We start from the raw sequence: 16157 nt of genomic DNA on the forward strand, positions 1-16157 counted from the left end.
CTAGCGGATTTTTATTATTTAATGGTTCTGATTTTCGTGATACTCAGTAACCTTTTTTCTTAATTTCATTTCACAAACAGGGCATTTTCCTTCTTTTTTATATGTTTTTTCTTTCTCACATTTCATAGGACATTGATAAACATCTTTAACAGCCACTTCTTTTTTCTCAGTAGTTGGTTGTTCTTTCTTAATCTCTTTCTTTTCTGTTTTACAAGCAGTAAAACTTACACTTGCCACTAAAACGAATGCTATTAATAAAATTATTTTCTTCATAATTATTGTTTTTTCTGTTTTATTAATTCCCCTTCATGATCTAATACAATTTCTTCATCTCTGTATTTACAACATGGGTGTACAGAACTATAAGCATCTTTAGTTGCTTCTAATTTTTTATCATCAAAACCAATAATATCATGACCAACCTTTAAAATATTACTTTGAATCACTGCAACGTTTGTTTTGCGTTCATCCATGATTACATTTAGTTGATGTGTTTTAACATTCCAAATTGCAAACTTTACTCCTTTCGTTTTTAAAGCAGCAGTTTCAATTCGTTTTTTACACATTCCGCAAATACCATCTACTTCAAAAGAAATTTTTGCATTTTTATTTTTCTTAACTTCTTTTGTTTGTGCTTGAGCAGAAAACCCAATCAACAATAAACTGAATATGAATATTATTTTTTTCATTATTATTATTTTTTATGCCATTGCGAGTTTACGAAGCAATCTTCTGATTAACAAACAGATTACTTCAGTCATGCTTCCTTCGTAATGACAGAGTTATTACTTTATTTTAAATCTTAATCCTGTATAGATTGCTCTTCCAAAAATTGGCGAATACACAATAGTAGTATCAAAATTTGAACCAAAAGGAGCTTCACTTGCTAAAATAGGGTTTTTCTGTTTCACGTTTGTAATATTTTCTGCACCAAAATAAACCTCAAACTTTTTTGAAAACACTTTAGTAACCTGTGAATTAAGTAATTGATAACTATCTACATATTCTGAAAATTGATATTTTACTGGGTTTGATGCTGTGTTTGGCAACCTCTGTTTGCCAATATTATTAAACGTTACATCAAATTTCCATTGCGCATCATTTTCTTTAAGCGCTGTTTCATAAGAAATATTTGCAAAAAATCTATTTTCTGGTTGAATTGCTTTTTGAAGATTACCTCTTTTATAATCTGTAGAAACATCAAAATATTTATAAGCTGTTCTAAAGTTTAAGTTTTTTGCTATTTCATAGTTTACTTCTATCTGTAAATTATTGGCAACACTTTTTCCTTCTAAATCATAAAAAGAAATTGCTTGTGGGTTTTCCCAATCTACAACAACTCTATTACTAAAATCTGTTCTATAAAAATCGAATGTTATATCTCCTTTTTTATCAAAAAGATTAAATTTCTGTAGATATGAAGCACCACAATTCCAAGCAATTTCTGGATTTAATCCATAAATAGTACCTCCAGCATTATCAATATTAATCTGTCTTGAACTCGCAAATAATTGTTGATTTTCTGCAAAGATATTCGCGCTTCTTTTCCCTCTTCCAACAGAAGCTCTAAACACTCCTTTTTTCCAAGGAACATAACGCATATGTAAACGAGGAGTTACAAAGGTTCCTATTAAGTTATGAGTATCTAATCTTAATCCGGCTGTAAAGCTGAAATTGTCTAAATTATCAAAAGCATATTCAAAAAAGGTACCAACAGAATTCTCTTTTCTACCAAAATCTGTTGCATTTACCAACTCATCATATTTGTCATATGTGAAACTTATTCCAGTTTTAAACTTATTTCTTGTATCACCAATAATTGAATTAAAGATTAAATTAGAATACACACTTTTATGCTGAATATCATATATATTTAAACCAAAATAGGAGTCTTGCTCATGATTACTATAAGCGATCTGAAAACCAATACTTTGAAAAGGTAATTCGGGAAAAACATATCCTAGTTTTGCAGAAGTCTCAAAACGTTTTGTATCAATTTCACTTCCCCAAGCGTTTGTAGTTCCTTTATCTAAGGTTGGGCTAAAATCTATTTCTCCAGTTTGCTTTTCATCATTTAAAAAACGAAAATTAATAAAACTTACCCAGCCTTTTTCTGCATCTGTATATTGCCATCTATTCATGACATTTATTTGATTTGCCAAAGGAGCATCTAAAAAATTATCGTTGTTTTTATCAAATTTTTCACCTCTATAATTTCCATGAACATACAAACCTGTTTGCCATTTTTTAGAAATTCTTTGATTAAAATGAGTATTTAATTCAAGCCTTCCATTTAAAGAACTATAAGCGTTTAAGAAAAATTTATTATCAGAAAAAGGCTTTACTAATTCTGCATTTATCTGTCCAGCAATACTTTCGTAACCATTTACAACACTTCCTGCTCCTTTTGTAATTTGTATACTTTCTACCCAAGTACCTGGTGTAAAGGTTAATCCGAATGCTTGAGAAGCCCCTCTTACAGAAGGAATATTTTCTTGCGTTATTAACAAATACGGACTTGTTAAGCCCAGCATTTGTATTTGTTTTGTTCCTGTTAACGCATCAGAAAAACTAACATCTATTGATGGGTTTGTTTCAAAACTTTCTGCTAAATTACAACATGCAGCTTTTAATAATTCATCACTATTTACTGTAAAAACATTTACTGTAGCAAAAAATGATTTTTGGGTTGCTTTCTTTCTACTTGTTATTGTAATCTCAGACAATCCACTTTCTTCATTTATAAAATGATGAATTGGCTTTAAGCTTGTTATTGTAATTGTATCTGTTTTATAACCAATATAACTAATAACAAGTTTTTTATGTTCTGGATTATAAGGAATTGAAAACCATCCTTTTTCATTAGTTACTGCTCCAATATTGGTATGTAGCCAACGTACATTTGCGCCATAAATACCTCGATTATCTTTAGGGTTATTTTTATCCATAATCATTCCCTTTAAATTTGTTTGAGAGAATAATAGGACAGGAATTAGTAGTAACACACTACTTATTATATATTTTTTCATCATTTTAGATTTAATAATAATTAGCTTTTACTTCTTATAAAAAAAAGCTTTTGTTTAGATAATTATTAAAAAATTAAATTAAAAAAGTCTGAAATGAAACCTGATAATCTAGCCAAATATCTGGTGGAGAAAAATCTTTATAGAAATTATTTTGAGCTTCAATTTCTACAAATAAATTATTGAAAGAGACTGCAAAAGAAGTTAAAAATTGTTGTTTTTGAAAGTCGAAATCATCAACGGAAGTTTGTTGTAATTCATCTTGTCCTTCAATTTGATGAACTTCATCTTTGCAACAGTTTTTCTTTGTTGAAGAAACTTTATCCATCTTCATATTACAACCATCAGCATCGCCAACATAAGAAATATCCATCAAAAAACCTCCACAGTAGTGTTTTTCTACAGTAAAAGAAAACGTAGAAAACAGCACTAAAAATGCTATTAAAATTGTAGCTATTTTGATTAAAACTTGTTTCATTTCTAAGGCAAATTTACAACAAGGTTTTTTAAAGTTGTGTTAAATTATCTATTGCTTAATTTTTGATAATAAAAGGCCGGCAATAAAAGAAGTAAAAACAATGGATGAACAATAAATCTTCGAATATAAAAGGGTAATAAATAGCCAGATTCAAACTGATCTCTTATCAAGAAAACAAAGACAACTATTAAAATCATAGAAGCTAACATTAAAAAGAAACCTGTAAATTTTATATAATCTTTCCTCTCAAATATCACCCAAATGATTCCTATTGAAATTAATGAATTTAAAACATATCTATACAGCATATCAACAACTAAATGCCAAACACTAATTTCTGGCATTTTTGTATATAAATAATCGTTTTGAAAATATACGATTAATGGGTCATAAAATAATTCTGCCTCATAACCTCTTATTACAAAAAGCAATAAAAAAAGTATAGAAAGTAAGCCTATTTTAATGTATGAATTCATGTTTTGTACTTAGAAAATTTATTTACCCAAACAACCCATAATAGAAATATTGTTCCGTAAATAATTGATGGAAACACCAAGTTGTGCAAAAACCCCTGATAATCTGGGTATTTATAAATCATTACCGTTAAAAAAGCAATTCTAAATATATTAATTATATAAATAAAAATACTTCCTAAAAAAGCAAAAATTAGTGTTGCTTTTATAGAACCTGCAAATGCAATAATAAATGAAATAAATAGAATTATTAAACTTATAGAATTACATCCTTCTATAACTCTTGCTGTGTATTGGTTTTCAATTAATAATTTTACAGACAACTCTTCTTCATGCTGTTTCGCATCTGCATAATAACCAAAAAACTCTAAAACACTTACAGTTTGCTTAGCAACTTTTGTTGTGATAGATGACGTAACAAATCCCCCTTCTTTCTGCTGAGACTTTTTTAGATAAATAGAATAAACAGCAAACAATATAAAATATGTTACAAAGAATTTCAGGAGGAAAATGACTATATTTTTATGTTTATTCACAATTGATTTTAATTTACTTTTGCATTCTATTTTACAACTCAAATATACTAAAAATGAATATAGAAATCTTAGAACAAAATATAAGTAAATTTATTACATCTAATTCTCCATTAGAAAACAAACTACAATCTATTTGCGATTATTTAGAAAATGAAATTTCATATTATGATTGGGTTGGTTTTTATTTTAAAAACGGAGATAAAAACGAATTAAAACTAGCACAATATACTGGCGAAGAAACAGAGCACACAATCATTCCGTTTGGAAAAGGTATTTGTGGACAAGTTGCTGTTAGTAATAAAAATTTTGTTGTACAAGACGTTTCTGAACAAGATAATTATATTTCTTGTGGTTGGAAAGTGAAATCTGAAATTGTAATTCCAATTTTTGTGAATGGTGAAAATATTGGACAAATTGATATAGATTCTCATACTGCAAACGTATTTACAGAAAAAGATGAATTATTACTCGAATTTGTAGCTGAAAAAGTAGCTACTATCTTATAAAAATTGTTTTTTAATCATTTTTTTTTTATATTTGGTAATTATTATTTATTCTATAATCCATTAACCCCCACAATAATGAGAGAAGAAACAGAGACTTCATCTATTGCTTCTAGCAATAAAAATTCAAATTACGCAGTTAAAAAAGAATCCTTTAGAGGCAAATTTATTAATTGGTTTAGAAACTTCTTAGAAAATGCAGAATAACATTTTACCCCTAAAAATGAAAAAATAAACTTACTCTTTATTTTTTAAATTACTTCCATTTTAAAAAAGAATCATCAAGAAAAACCTAAAAGAAATTTCAATACTCTTCTAGAAAGTTTTAAATCTAGAGTTCAGATAGAATCGTTGTTAATTACTTGTACTTTTTGTTACTATCTTTTATTGTGTTCCATTATTGGTTTCACTAAATTTGCGTGCTTAACAACACAACACTAAATGAGCACTTCAAAAACAATTAAATCCGCATTAATTTCAGTATTTCACAAAGATGGTTTAGCGCCAATTGTAGAAAAATTAAACGAGTTAAACGTAACAATCTATTCTACTGGAGGAACAGAGAAATTTATTAAAGAACTAGGGATAAACGTAGTTCCTGTAGATGAAGTTACTTCTTACCCTTCTATTTTAGGAGGAAGAGTTAAAACGTTACATCCAAAAGTTTTTGGAGGAATTTTAAACAGACAAGATAACGAAAGTGATATTGCAGAGTTAAAAGAATATAATATTCCACAAATAGATCTTGTAATTGTAGATTTATATCCTTTTGAAAAAACGGTTGCTTCTGGAGCACCAGAACAAGATATTGTAGAAAAAATTGATATTGGAGGAATCTCTTTAATTAGAGCAGCTGCAAAGAACTTTAAAGACACATTTATTGTCTCTTCAATGGATCAATATGATGCGTTTTTAAATCTTATTTCAGAAAAAAACGGAGAAACGTCTATTTCTGATAGAAAGCAATTTGCTGCAAAAGCATTTAATATTTCTTCTCATTATGATACTGCTATTTTTAATTATTTCAATGAAGATGAAGTAGTTTTTAAAGCAAGTGAAACCGTTTCTAAAACATTACGTTATGGAGAAAACCCTCATCAAAAAGGATATTTCTTTGGTGATTTAGATGCAATGTTTGATAAATTACACGGTAAGGAATTAAGTTACAACAATCTTTTAGATGTTGATGCTGCTGTTAATTTAATGGAAGAATTTAAAGGAGAAGCTCCAACTTTTGCTATTTTAAAACATAATAATGCTTGTGGTTTTGCACAAAGAGAAACTTTAAAACAAGCTTATTTAGGTGCTTTAGCTGGAGATCCTGTTTCTGCTTTTGGAGGTGTTTTAATTGCAAACACAACTATTGATAAAGAAACTGCAGAAGAAATTCATTCTTTATTTTGCGAAGTAGTAATTGCACCAAATTATACAGATGAAGCGTTAACTGTTTTAAAAGGAAAAAAGAATAGAATTATTTTAATTCAAAAAGAAGTAGCATTACCTAACCAAATAGTAAGAACATCATTAAATGGTTTATTAGTTCAAGATAAAGATAATATTACAGATAAATTAGAACACTTAAGCTACGCAACTAAAAGTAAACCAACAGAAAAAGAGTTAGATGATTTATTATTTGCCTCTAAGTTGTGTAAAAACACAAAATCTAATACAATTGTATTAGTAAAAGACAGACAACTATTAGCTAGTGGAGCAGGACAAACTAGTAGAGTTGACGCCTTAAACCAAGCAATTGAAAAAGCAACTAATTTTGGCTTTGACTTAAATGGATCTGTAATGGCAAGTGATGCGTTTTTCCCTTTCCCTGATTGTGTAGAAATTGCAGACAATGCTGGTATTAAAAGTGTTATTCAACCTGGAGGATCTATAAAAGATCAATTAAGTATAGACTACTGTAATTCTAACGGATTATCCATGGTTATGACTGGTACAAGGCATTTTAAACATTAATAACTAATATGTTATTTACAAACATAATTTTAGTAAGTTTGTAAGTATAGAGTTTAGAACAAAAATAACAAAGATATTTTATGGGTTTTTTCGATTTTATGACGGAAGATATTGCGATTGATTTAGGAACCGCAAATACTTTAATAATTCATAACGGTAAAGTCGTTATTGATAGTCCTTCAATTGTTGCAAGAGACAGAACCACAGGTAAAATTATTGCAATTGGTAAAGAAGCCAATTTAATGCAAGGAAAAACCCATGAAAACATCAAAACGATTCGTCCGTTAAAAGACGGAGTTATTGCAGATTTTCAAGCATCTGAAGAAATGATTAAAGAATTTGTAAAACAAATTCCTTCAATCAAAAAGAAACTTTTTCCACCAGCTTTAAGAATGGTTATTTGTATTCCTTCTGGAATTACAGAAGTAGAAAAACGTGCTGTTAGAGATTCTGCAAAACATATGAATGCAAAAGAAATCTATTTAATTTATGAACCTATGGCTGCTGCAATTGGTGTTGGTATAGACATTATGGAGCCAAAAGGAAATATGATTATTGATATAGGTGGTGGCACAACAGAAATTGCTGTTATTGCTTTAGGAGGAATTGTTTGTGACCAATCTGTAAAAGTTGCAGGAGATTTATTTACAAATGACATTATGTACTATATGCGTACCCAACATAATTTACATGTTGGAGAAACAACTGCAGAAAAAGTAAAAATTACCATTGGTGCAGCAACTGAAGATTTAGAAACTCCACCAGAAGAAATGTTAGTTCAAGGTAGAGATTTGTTGAGCGGAAAACCAAAACAAGTACAAGTTTCTTATAGAGAAATTGCGAAAGCTTTAGACAAATCTATCTTAAGAATTGAAGATGCTGTTATGGAAACCTTATCTAAAACACCTCCAGAATTGGCAGCCGATATTTATAATTCTGGTATTTATTTAGCAGGTGGTGGTTCTATGTTAAGGGGTTTAGACAAACGTTTATCTAGAAAAACAGATTTACCTGTTTATGTTGCAGAAGATCCTTTACGAGCTGTAGTTCGTGGAACAGGAATTGCTTTAAAAGAATTAAATAAATACAAAAATGTTTTAATGAAATAACATTTTTTAAGTTCTTAAAATGCAACAACTTATCTATTTTTTTAAAAAATTTAAATATTTTCTGTTTTTTATCTTATTACAACTTATTGCAATCGCTTTAATTTTTAATAATTTAAATTTCCATAAAAGTAAATATGTAAATTCTGCAAATTCTATTACAGGTGGTTTCTATTCTAAAATTTCCACTTTTTCTGATTATTTAAATTTAAAATCTGAAAATGAGGTTTTAAGCAATGAAAACACGCACCTTAAAAACAAATTAGAAAATAATAATTTTTATTTAACTGATTTTGATTCTTTAGTTACCGACTCTTTAAATTTTAAACAAAAATATACCTATACAAATGCAAAAATTATAAAAAACGATTATACAAAAGCATTTAATTTCATTACTTTAAACAAAGGAAAAAATCATGAGGTTTCTAATGAAATGGCAGTAATTAACAGTAAAGGAATTATTGGTATTACAGATAACACTTCTAATAATTACACAAGAGTACAATCAATTTTAAATAAAAACAGTAAAATTAATGCTCGTTTAAAAAATAGTTTTTATTTTGGAACACTTATTTGGGATGGGAAAGACTATAATAAAGTTCAACTTATAGATATACCAAGACAAGCTATTTTAAATATTGGCGACACAATTGAAACTGGAGGAAAGTCGACTATTTTCCCTGAAGGAATTCCAATAGGAATCGTTTTAAAAATCAACAGAGGAAACGCAACTGATAATAAAATTGATATTACCCTTTTTAACGACATGAGTAATTTAGGTTTTGTTTATATTGTTAAAAGTTTACATAAAGAAGAATTACAATCATTAGAAATAACAGAAGATGAATAAGACACTTTATTTTGGATTTCTATTCATTTTCTTACTTTTATTGCAAGTTTTTGTTCTAAATAATATTTTGTTTTTAGGCTATATAAATCCGTATTTATATATCGCTTTTGTTTTCCATTACCCTTTAAAAGAGAATCGGTTTCCATTTTTATTAGTTAGTTTTTTATTAGGTCTTTCTATTGATTTCTTCTTAGATTCAGGAGGAATTCATGCTTTTTCTACTTTATCTATTGCATATCTTAGACTAATTTTTGTGAAAATTTATTTTAGAAAGATTCCTTTAGATTATCCATTTTTTAAATTGCAATCAGAATCTTTTGGAAAAGTTTTTAACTACGTTGTAACTTTAACAGTTGTTCATCACTTTATCTTATTTACTTTTACTAATTTTAGTTTTCAGAATATATCACACGTATTACTAAACACAATATATTCAAGTGTTTTTACGTTAATAGTATTCTTTTTAGGAACCTATATTTTTAGAAAAATAGAATAATGCAAAAGAGTTTTTTACTGTATTTTATAATCACACTTGTCGGAATTCTATTTATTGGAAGATTATTTCAATTGCAAATTTTAAAAGGAGCAAACTATAACCCAATAAAGAATGCTGCTGTAAAAGTTGCTTTTGATTTTCCTGAACGAGGTTATATTTATGATAGAAATGGTAAACTTTTGGTTGCTAATCAGCTCTCTTATGATGTAATGATTCAGCCAAATCAAGTAAAACCATTAGATACTTTAGAATTTTGTTCACTTTTAAAAATTAACAAAGAGGACTTTCTAAAACGTTTTAAAAAAGCTGAAAGTTATGCACCTTATTTACCCTCTGTGTTTTTAAAGCAATTAGCAAAAGAAGACTTTGCTTTTTTACAAGAGAAGCTGCATAAATACGTTGGCTTTCATATTCAAAAAAGAATAATTAGAAATTACCCAATAAAATCAGCCGCAAACGTTTTAGGTTATATTAGTGAAGTTGATGAGAACAAAGCAAGAAATAGTGAAGATTATGAGCAAGGAGAGTTAATTGGAAAAGGTGGTGTAGAAGTTGAATATGAAAATTATTTAAGAGGTACTAAAGGAAAAATATACCTTCATAAAAACCGTTTTAACAAAGTTACTGGTTCTTATAAAAATGGAATATTAGATACGCTTCCTGAAAACGGAAAAGATTTAACACTTACTTTAGACATCGTTTTACAAGAATATGCAGAAAAGTTAATGAAAGGCAAAAGAGGTGGAATTGTTGCCATTGAACCTTCTACTGGAGAAATCTTAGCTTTAGTTACAGCACCTTCCTATGATCCAAATATGTTAGTGGGTAGAAAACGCTCTAAAAACTCAGTTATTTTATTTAATGATACTATTAACATGCCTGCTTATGACAGAGGTTTATTAGCTGCTTATTCACCAGGTTCTCCTTTTAAAATGATGAATGCATTAATTGGTTTACAAGAAAAAGTAATTGACGAAGAAACCTCTTTTTATTGCCATCATGGTTACAGATATGGAAATAGGAAAAATGAATTTATGGGCTGCCATTGTGGAATCGTTGGAAGACCTATAAAACTACAAACTGCCATAGCAAAATCTTGTAATAGCTATTTTTCTAACACATTTAAACGAATTATAGAAAAAAACAATAATCCTTCTGAAGGAGTAACTAATTGGCATAATCACATTGCAAGTTTTGGATTAGGAGACTATTTGAGGTACGATTTACCTGCAGGAAGCCCAGGTTTAATTCCAACAGGTAAATATTATGATGATCGCTATAAATATACCTGGAATGGTTCTACAATAATTTCAAATGCAATTGGCCAAGGCGAAGTATTAACAACGCCAATTCAGCTTGCAAATTTTACTGCAGCAATTGCAAATAGAGGCTTCTTTTTTACACCTCATATTCTTAAAAAAGTTGATAACAAGTCTATTGAAAATCCCAAATTTACGACTCCAAAAAAAACAACTATAGATACTAAATATTTTACACCAGTTGTAGAGGCAATGCGTGAAGTTTTTATTTCCGGAACTGGTAGATGGAGTCAAGTAAAAGGAATAGATATTTGCGGTAAAACAGGTACTGCAGAGAATTTTACTCGTGTAAATGGAGTAAAAGAACAATTACCAGATCATTCTATTTTAGTTGCATTTGCCCCTAAAGATAATCCCCAAATTGCAATAGCCGTATTTGTGGAAAATGGTGGTTTTGGTTCTACAATTGCTGCGCCAATAACAAGTTTACTTATTGAAAAATATTTAAAAGGTGAGATATCTAAAGCAAACAAATACAGAGAACAAAGAATGTTTAACCTAAGTTTGCAAAACATTTACGATAAACAAATTCCAAAACCATTAGAAATTGCGTCAGGAACAAAATAATATTTTTGAAAAAATAGATTGGATTTTAGTTTTCCTTTTTATCATTTTGGTGAGTTTTGGCTGGTTAAATATTTATGCTGCATCATTTACAGAAGAAAATAATGAAATATTAGATTTTTCTACCAAATACGGAAAACAATTACTTTGGATAGGATTAAGTTTTCCTTTAATAATAACCATTCTTTTTTTTAACGCTAAGTTTTATCAACGTTTTGCGGGTATACTATATATCATTTCACTCTTTTCTCTAATTTTACTATTTCCTTTAGGGAAAGAAATTAATGGTGCAAAGTCTTGGTTTAATTTTGGCGGAATGAGCTTACAACCATCAGAATTTGTAAAGGCTTTTACAGCACTTGCTGTCGCAAAATTATTAAGTGATAGACAGTACAACTTAAAACTTATTAAAAATCAAATTAAAGCATTCATTATCATTTTTACACCTGCATTTTTAATCACATTACAACCAGATGCAGGTTCTGCTTTAATTTACCTATCCTTCTTTTTTGTTTTAAATAGAGAAGGATTAACACTAAATTATATTTTACTAGGTTCGGCATTTATTCTATTATTCATTTTAACAATTTTCTTTGGTGCCTATTGGATGATCTTATCCTTATTTATAGTAATCACAATTTTTGCCATTTATGCCATTTACAAAGGTGGAAGCCAATTTTTACGCTTTAATTGGCATAAGATTTTAGGTATCTATTTAGTTATTGGTCTATTTGTTTTAGGAACCGGATATACTTACAATAACATTTTTAAACAACATCATAGAGATCGTTTTGAAGTTTTATTAGGATTAAAAGTTGATAATAAAAATATTGGATATAATTCTTATCAATCTGAATTAACTATTAGTTCAGGAGGATTAACAGGTAAAGGTTTTTTACAGGGCGATATAACAAAAGGAAATTTTGTGCCAGAACAACACACAGATTATATTTTTAGTACAGTTGGCGAAGAGTGGGGTTTTATAGGAAGTAGCTTTGTAATTATCTTATTTATGTTAATGCTATATCGTATTATTTATTTAGCCGAAACTCATACAAATAAATTTGGAAGAATTTACGGCTATAGTTTAGCTTCAATTTTATTTTTTCATGTAATTGTAAACATAGGTATGGTTATTGGCTTATTACCTACCGTAGGCATACCGCTCCCCTTTTTTAGTTACGGAGGCTCTTCACTTTGGGGCTTTACAATTCTACTCTTTATCTTTATTAGATTAGATGCTCATAAAAATAATGATTGGTAACGTCAATAGCAGAACCCTTATTTCTATGTTATTTACACCTTTTTATCTATATCATAATATAAGAGACATCACTTTTTTTTAGAAAATAATTGACTATAAATCTACCTGCCTTTTATTTAATAAATACTAAAATGAATATTTTGGACTTTAAATTTTAATCAATATAAATTAATCACTTCTTTTAAGCTCTAAAAAAAAATACTGAAATAAGGTTATTAATTAAAGGTACAACAATCTGAAACATCAGGTAAATAGCAGATAGCTACTTAAAGAACTTTAAACCCATCAACTAACCTAAAAATATAAGAACAAAAAAAAAGCTCTTAATTAAAATTTAGAGCTTTTAAATATTTTAAAAATAAAATCTTACAATGCAGCAACGTGCTTTGTTAATTTAGATTTTAAGTTAGCTGCTTTGTTTTTGTGAATAATGTTATTCTTAGCTAATTTATCTAACATAGAAATAACTTTACCTAACATTCCTTGAGCTTCATCTTTACTTTCAGCAGAACGTAAATCTCTAACAGCATTACGAGTAGTTTTATGCTGATATTTATTACGCAATCTTTTTGCTTCGTTTCCTCTAATTCTCTTTAATGCTGACTTATGATTTGCCATAATTCTTAATTTATTAGTTTTTTTATTAAAACTTGTAGTCCGTACGGGAATCGAACCCGTGTTACATGGATGAAAACCATGCGTCCTAACCCCTAGACGAACGGACCATTACAAAGAGGTTAATGCCTCAATTGCGGGTGCAAATATACACTGTTTTTTAAATTCTGCAATAGTTTTTGAAAAAAATTTACTTTTTTTTTCAAAATTAATATGCCTTTGCAAAAAGCACCTTTTTTGTTGATGGTTTCCCTGTTAAAATACAGGCTCCAATTTCTTCTTTTGCATCATTAGGAATACACCTAATCGTTGCTTTTGTAATCTCCTTTATCTTGTCCTCAGTCTCCTCTGTTCCATCCCAATGAGCAGAAACAAAGCCTCCTTTGTTTTCTATTGCATCTTTAAATTCTTCAAAAGTTGCAACTTCAGTTGTATGGGCAGTTCTGTAATTAATTGCTTTGGCAAATAAATTCTCTTGAATTTCTTCTAAAAGATTTTCAACAAAAGAAACTGCATCAACTTGTGCAACTGTTTGTTTCTCTAAAGTGTCTCTTCTAGCTATTTCTAGCGTTCCATTTTTTAAATCACGATTTCCTATAGCAATTCTTACAGGAACCCCTTTTAACTCATATTCTGCAAATTTTGCTCCTGGTCTATAAGTATCTCTAGTATCAAACTTAACAGAAATTCCTTTTTTCCGTAATTCTTTTACAATTACGTTTACTTTTTCTGAAATTGCTTCTAATTGCTCATCACCTTTATAAATTGGAATTATTGCAACTTGAATTGGCGCTAATTTAGGAGGTAAAACCAACCCTAAATCATCTGAATGTGTCATAATTAACCCACCAATTAAACGGGTAGAAACTCCCCAGGAAGTTGCCCAAACATATTCTTGTTTCCCTTCTTTTGAAGTGTATTTAACATCAAATGCTTTTGCGAAATTTTGTCCTAAAAAGTGACTTGTTCCAGCTTGTAAAGCTTTTCCATCTTGCATTAAAGCTTCAATTGTATAGGTGTCTACCGCACCAGCAAAACGCTCACTATCAGACTTTACACCTTTAACAACTGGCATCGCCATAAAGTTTTCAGCAAAAGTTGCATATACTTCTTGCATCTGTTTTGCTTCAGCAACTGCTTCATTTTTTGTTGCATGAGCTGTATGACCTTCTTGCCATAAAAATTCTGCAGTTCTTAAAAATAAGCGTGTACGCATTTCCCAACGAACTACATTTGCCCATTGATTTATTAATAGTGGTAAATCTCTATAAGATTGAATCCAACCTTTATATGTGCTCCAAATAATAGCTTCAGAAGTTGGTCTTACAACTAATTCTTCTTCTAATTTCGCATCTGGATCTACACGTAATTTACCTGGATTATCAGGATCATTTTGTAAGCGATAATGAGTAACTACTGCACATTCTTTTGCAAAACCTTCAGCATTTTTCTCTTCTGCTTCAAATAGACTTTTAGGTACAAAAAGAGGGAAATAGGCATTCTCATGTCCTGTTTCTTTAAACATTCTATCTAATTCAGCTTGCATTTTTTCCCAAATAGCATACCCATAAGGTTTAATAACCATACAGCCTCTTACTGCAGAGTTTTCTGCAAGATCTGCTTTTACTACTAATTCGTTATACCATTTAGAGTAATCTTCTGCTCGTTTTGTTAACTTCTTGCTCATAAATTAAAAGTTTGGCACAAATATTGTTACCTTTAAAGTGAAAATTTTGTTAAAATTGTTTTGTATACAAAAACTGTACAAAACTACTATAAAATGGTTAGAGACCAAGTAAAGTTTATAGTTTTTATATAACATATTAGTAACCATTAAAAAAACATATCATTATGAAACTACGTTATACAAACCTCAACCTTAAACAACTTAGCTTATTATTTATTTCTAGTTTGTTGCTGGTTTCTTGTGGAACTTACCAAAACACATATACTAATGATGGTATTTATGACGATGAAACATCAGTAAAACAAAAAAGAAACGTTATTGTTGCTGATGAAAATGAATTTAGAGAATATAATGACAATTACTTTACTAAAAAATTAGAAAATTTAGAAAGCATTGATAATAATGAAATTTTTACAGATGTAGAAGACTATAATTCTGTAGATAATGAATTTGTTGATGATGAAACAATTGATGAAGCTCTTAATTATAATGCAAATGAACCTTGGGGATATAATGATAATAATGATATTGTAGTAAATGTTGTTTTAAACACATCTCCATATTGGGACAATTATTATGGTCATGGTTATGGATTTAATGATAACTGGGGATATAGAAATTGGGGTTATAATAATGCTCGTTTTTGGAATTACAATCCATATTGGCGCCCTTACCACGCTGCTTATTACTGGAATACCGGTTTTTACACACCTTACCAATATTCTCCTTATTATAATCCATATAGATATTATAATACAAACAGATACAACAATAGTTATTCTAGAAACACAAATTACGGAAGAAGAACTACTAACAGTAACAGTACTTACAGAAGAAGCAGTACAAACTCTAGATATTCAAATTCAACAGGCAGAAGAAGCACTGTTAGTAAACCGTCTACAAACTCTATAAGAAGGAGAAGTACATCAACAACAACTAATCCTAAGAAAAGATCTACAACTAAAACAAGAAGAACTACAACTCCAACAAGAAGAACTACAACTCCAACAAGAAGAAGCTCTTCAAATACTTCAAGAAGTAGCACTTCTAAAAGACGCAGTAGTCGCAGTAGTTCAAAAAGTAAAAGAGACAACAGCACAAGTATAAATAGCAACAATAATTCTAATACTCGAAATTCGGTAAGACGTGGAAGCACTTCATCAACTAGAAGTAATTCAAGTAGTTCTTCTTCAAGAAGTTCATCATCATCAAGCAGAAGCAGTTCAAGTAATTCTTCATCTAGAAGAAGAAACTAAAACTTGATTTCTAAAA

General features: G+C 29.2%; 17 protein-coding genes and 1 tRNA gene. 9 read left to right on the forward strand and 9 right to left on the reverse strand.

Features of this window, described 5'->3' with window-relative positions:
- Window positions 1–18: 18 nt before the first annotated feature.
- The 6 genes from BTO04_RS08280 to xrtF all read right to left on the reverse strand — a co-directional run bounded on the left by BTO04_RS08280 (window position 19) and on the right by xrtF (window position 4513).
- On the reverse strand, window positions 19–273 hold the full coding sequence (locus BTO04_RS08280) for a heavy metal-binding domain-containing protein (protein WP_087564054.1): 255 nt from the start codon (window positions 271–273) through the stop codon (window positions 19–21).
- A gap of 2 nt (window positions 274–275) precedes the next feature.
- Window positions 276–689, reverse strand: coding sequence for a heavy-metal-associated domain-containing protein (locus tag BTO04_RS08285; protein ID WP_087564055.1), 414 nt, complete (start codon window positions 687–689; stop codon window positions 276–278).
- Between the two features lie 96 nt (window positions 690–785).
- On the reverse strand, window positions 786–3029 hold the full coding sequence (locus BTO04_RS08290) for a carboxypeptidase-like regulatory domain-containing protein (RefSeq protein ID WP_087565363.1): 2244 nt from the start codon (window positions 3027–3029) through the stop codon (window positions 786–788).
- A 73-nt stretch (window positions 3030–3102) separates the two neighbouring features.
- A complete protein-coding gene (locus tag BTO04_RS08295) occupies window positions 3103–3504 on the reverse strand; it encodes a hypothetical protein (RefSeq protein WP_232455873.1) in 402 nt (133 codons plus the stop codon).
- Between the two features lie 44 nt (window positions 3505–3548).
- Window positions 3549–3980, reverse strand: coding sequence for an exosortase F system-associated protein (locus tag BTO04_RS08300; protein WP_087564056.1), 432 nt, complete (start codon window positions 3978–3980; stop codon window positions 3549–3551).
- The gene (xrtF, locus tag BTO04_RS08305; RefSeq protein ID WP_087565365.1) at window positions 3977–4513 is read right to left on the reverse strand and encodes an exosortase family protein XrtF; all 537 of its coding nucleotides are present in this window, start codon (window positions 4511–4513) and stop codon (window positions 3977–3979) included. Before xrtF ends, BTO04_RS08300 begins: the two co-directional genes overlap by 4 nt.
- A gap of 53 nt (window positions 4514–4566) precedes the next feature.
- Here xrtF and BTO04_RS08310 point away from each other — a divergent pair, with 53 nt between their 5' ends.
- From BTO04_RS08310 to rodA, 8 genes are all read left to right on the forward strand, one after another.
- Window positions 4567–5019, forward strand: coding sequence for a GAF domain-containing protein (locus BTO04_RS08310; protein WP_087564057.1), 453 nt, complete (start codon window positions 4567–4569; stop codon window positions 5017–5019).
- A gap of 75 nt (window positions 5020–5094) precedes the next feature.
- On the forward strand, window positions 5095–5223 hold the full coding sequence (locus BTO04_RS15640; protein WP_302849190.1) for a hypothetical protein: 129 nt from the start codon (window positions 5095–5097) through the stop codon (window positions 5221–5223).
- Window positions 5224–5457: 234 nt separating this feature from the next.
- Window positions 5458–6984, forward strand: coding sequence for a bifunctional phosphoribosylaminoimidazolecarboxamide formyltransferase/IMP cyclohydrolase (purH, locus tag BTO04_RS08320; protein ID WP_087564059.1), 1527 nt, complete (start codon window positions 5458–5460; stop codon window positions 6982–6984).
- 80 nt (window positions 6985–7064) lie between these two features.
- On the forward strand, window positions 7065–8093 hold the full coding sequence (locus BTO04_RS08325; protein ID WP_087564060.1) for a rod shape-determining protein: 1029 nt from the start codon (window positions 7065–7067) through the stop codon (window positions 8091–8093).
- A 19-nt stretch (window positions 8094–8112) separates the two neighbouring features.
- Window positions 8113–8940, forward strand: coding sequence for a rod shape-determining protein MreC (mreC, locus tag BTO04_RS08330; RefSeq protein ID WP_087564061.1), 828 nt, complete (start codon window positions 8113–8115; stop codon window positions 8938–8940).
- Window positions 8933–9436, forward strand: coding sequence for a hypothetical protein (locus BTO04_RS08335; RefSeq protein WP_087564062.1), 504 nt, complete (start codon window positions 8933–8935; stop codon window positions 9434–9436). The genes mreC and BTO04_RS08335 overlap by 8 nt, the downstream gene beginning before the upstream one ends.
- Window positions 9436–11322, forward strand: a complete 1887-nt coding sequence (gene mrdA / locus BTO04_RS08340; RefSeq protein ID WP_087564063.1) for a penicillin-binding protein 2 — start codon at window positions 9436–9438, stop codon at window positions 11320–11322. Before BTO04_RS08335 ends, mrdA begins: the two co-directional genes overlap by 1 nt.
- Window positions 11303–12583: a rod shape-determining protein RodA gene (gene rodA / locus BTO04_RS08345; RefSeq protein WP_087564064.1), complete on the forward strand. Its 1281-nt coding sequence runs from the start codon at window positions 11303–11305 to the stop codon at window positions 12581–12583. The genes mrdA and rodA overlap by 20 nt, the downstream gene beginning before the upstream one ends.
- Before the next feature lie 366 nt (window positions 12584–12949).
- Here the strand turns inward: rodA and rpsT are convergent, their stop codons facing one another.
- The 3 genes from rpsT to proS form a co-directional block, all read right to left on the reverse strand.
- Window positions 12950–13201 (reverse strand): 30S ribosomal protein S20, encoded by a 252-nt coding sequence (gene rpsT, locus BTO04_RS08350; protein WP_087564065.1) that lies wholly within the window; start codon window positions 13199–13201, stop codon window positions 12950–12952.
- Window positions 13202–13236: 35 nt separating this feature from the next.
- Window positions 13237–13308, reverse strand: a tRNA-Glu gene (locus BTO04_RS08355).
- Between the two features lie 98 nt (window positions 13309–13406).
- The gene (gene proS, locus BTO04_RS08360; protein WP_087564066.1) at window positions 13407–14885 is read right to left on the reverse strand and encodes a proline--tRNA ligase; all 1479 of its coding nucleotides are present in this window, start codon (window positions 14883–14885) and stop codon (window positions 13407–13409) included.
- 164 nt (window positions 14886–15049) lie between these two features.
- Between proS and BTO04_RS08365 the strand changes: the two genes are divergently transcribed.
- On the forward strand, window positions 15050–16141 hold the full coding sequence (locus BTO04_RS08365; protein ID WP_087564067.1) for a hypothetical protein: 1092 nt from the start codon (window positions 15050–15052) through the stop codon (window positions 16139–16141).
- Window positions 16142–16157: the final 16 nt, after the last annotated feature.

Origin of the sequence: Polaribacter sp. SA4-10 (genome assembly GCF_002163835.1) — a bacterium.
Classification (GTDB): Bacteria; Bacteroidota; Bacteroidia; order Flavobacteriales; family Flavobacteriaceae; genus Polaribacter.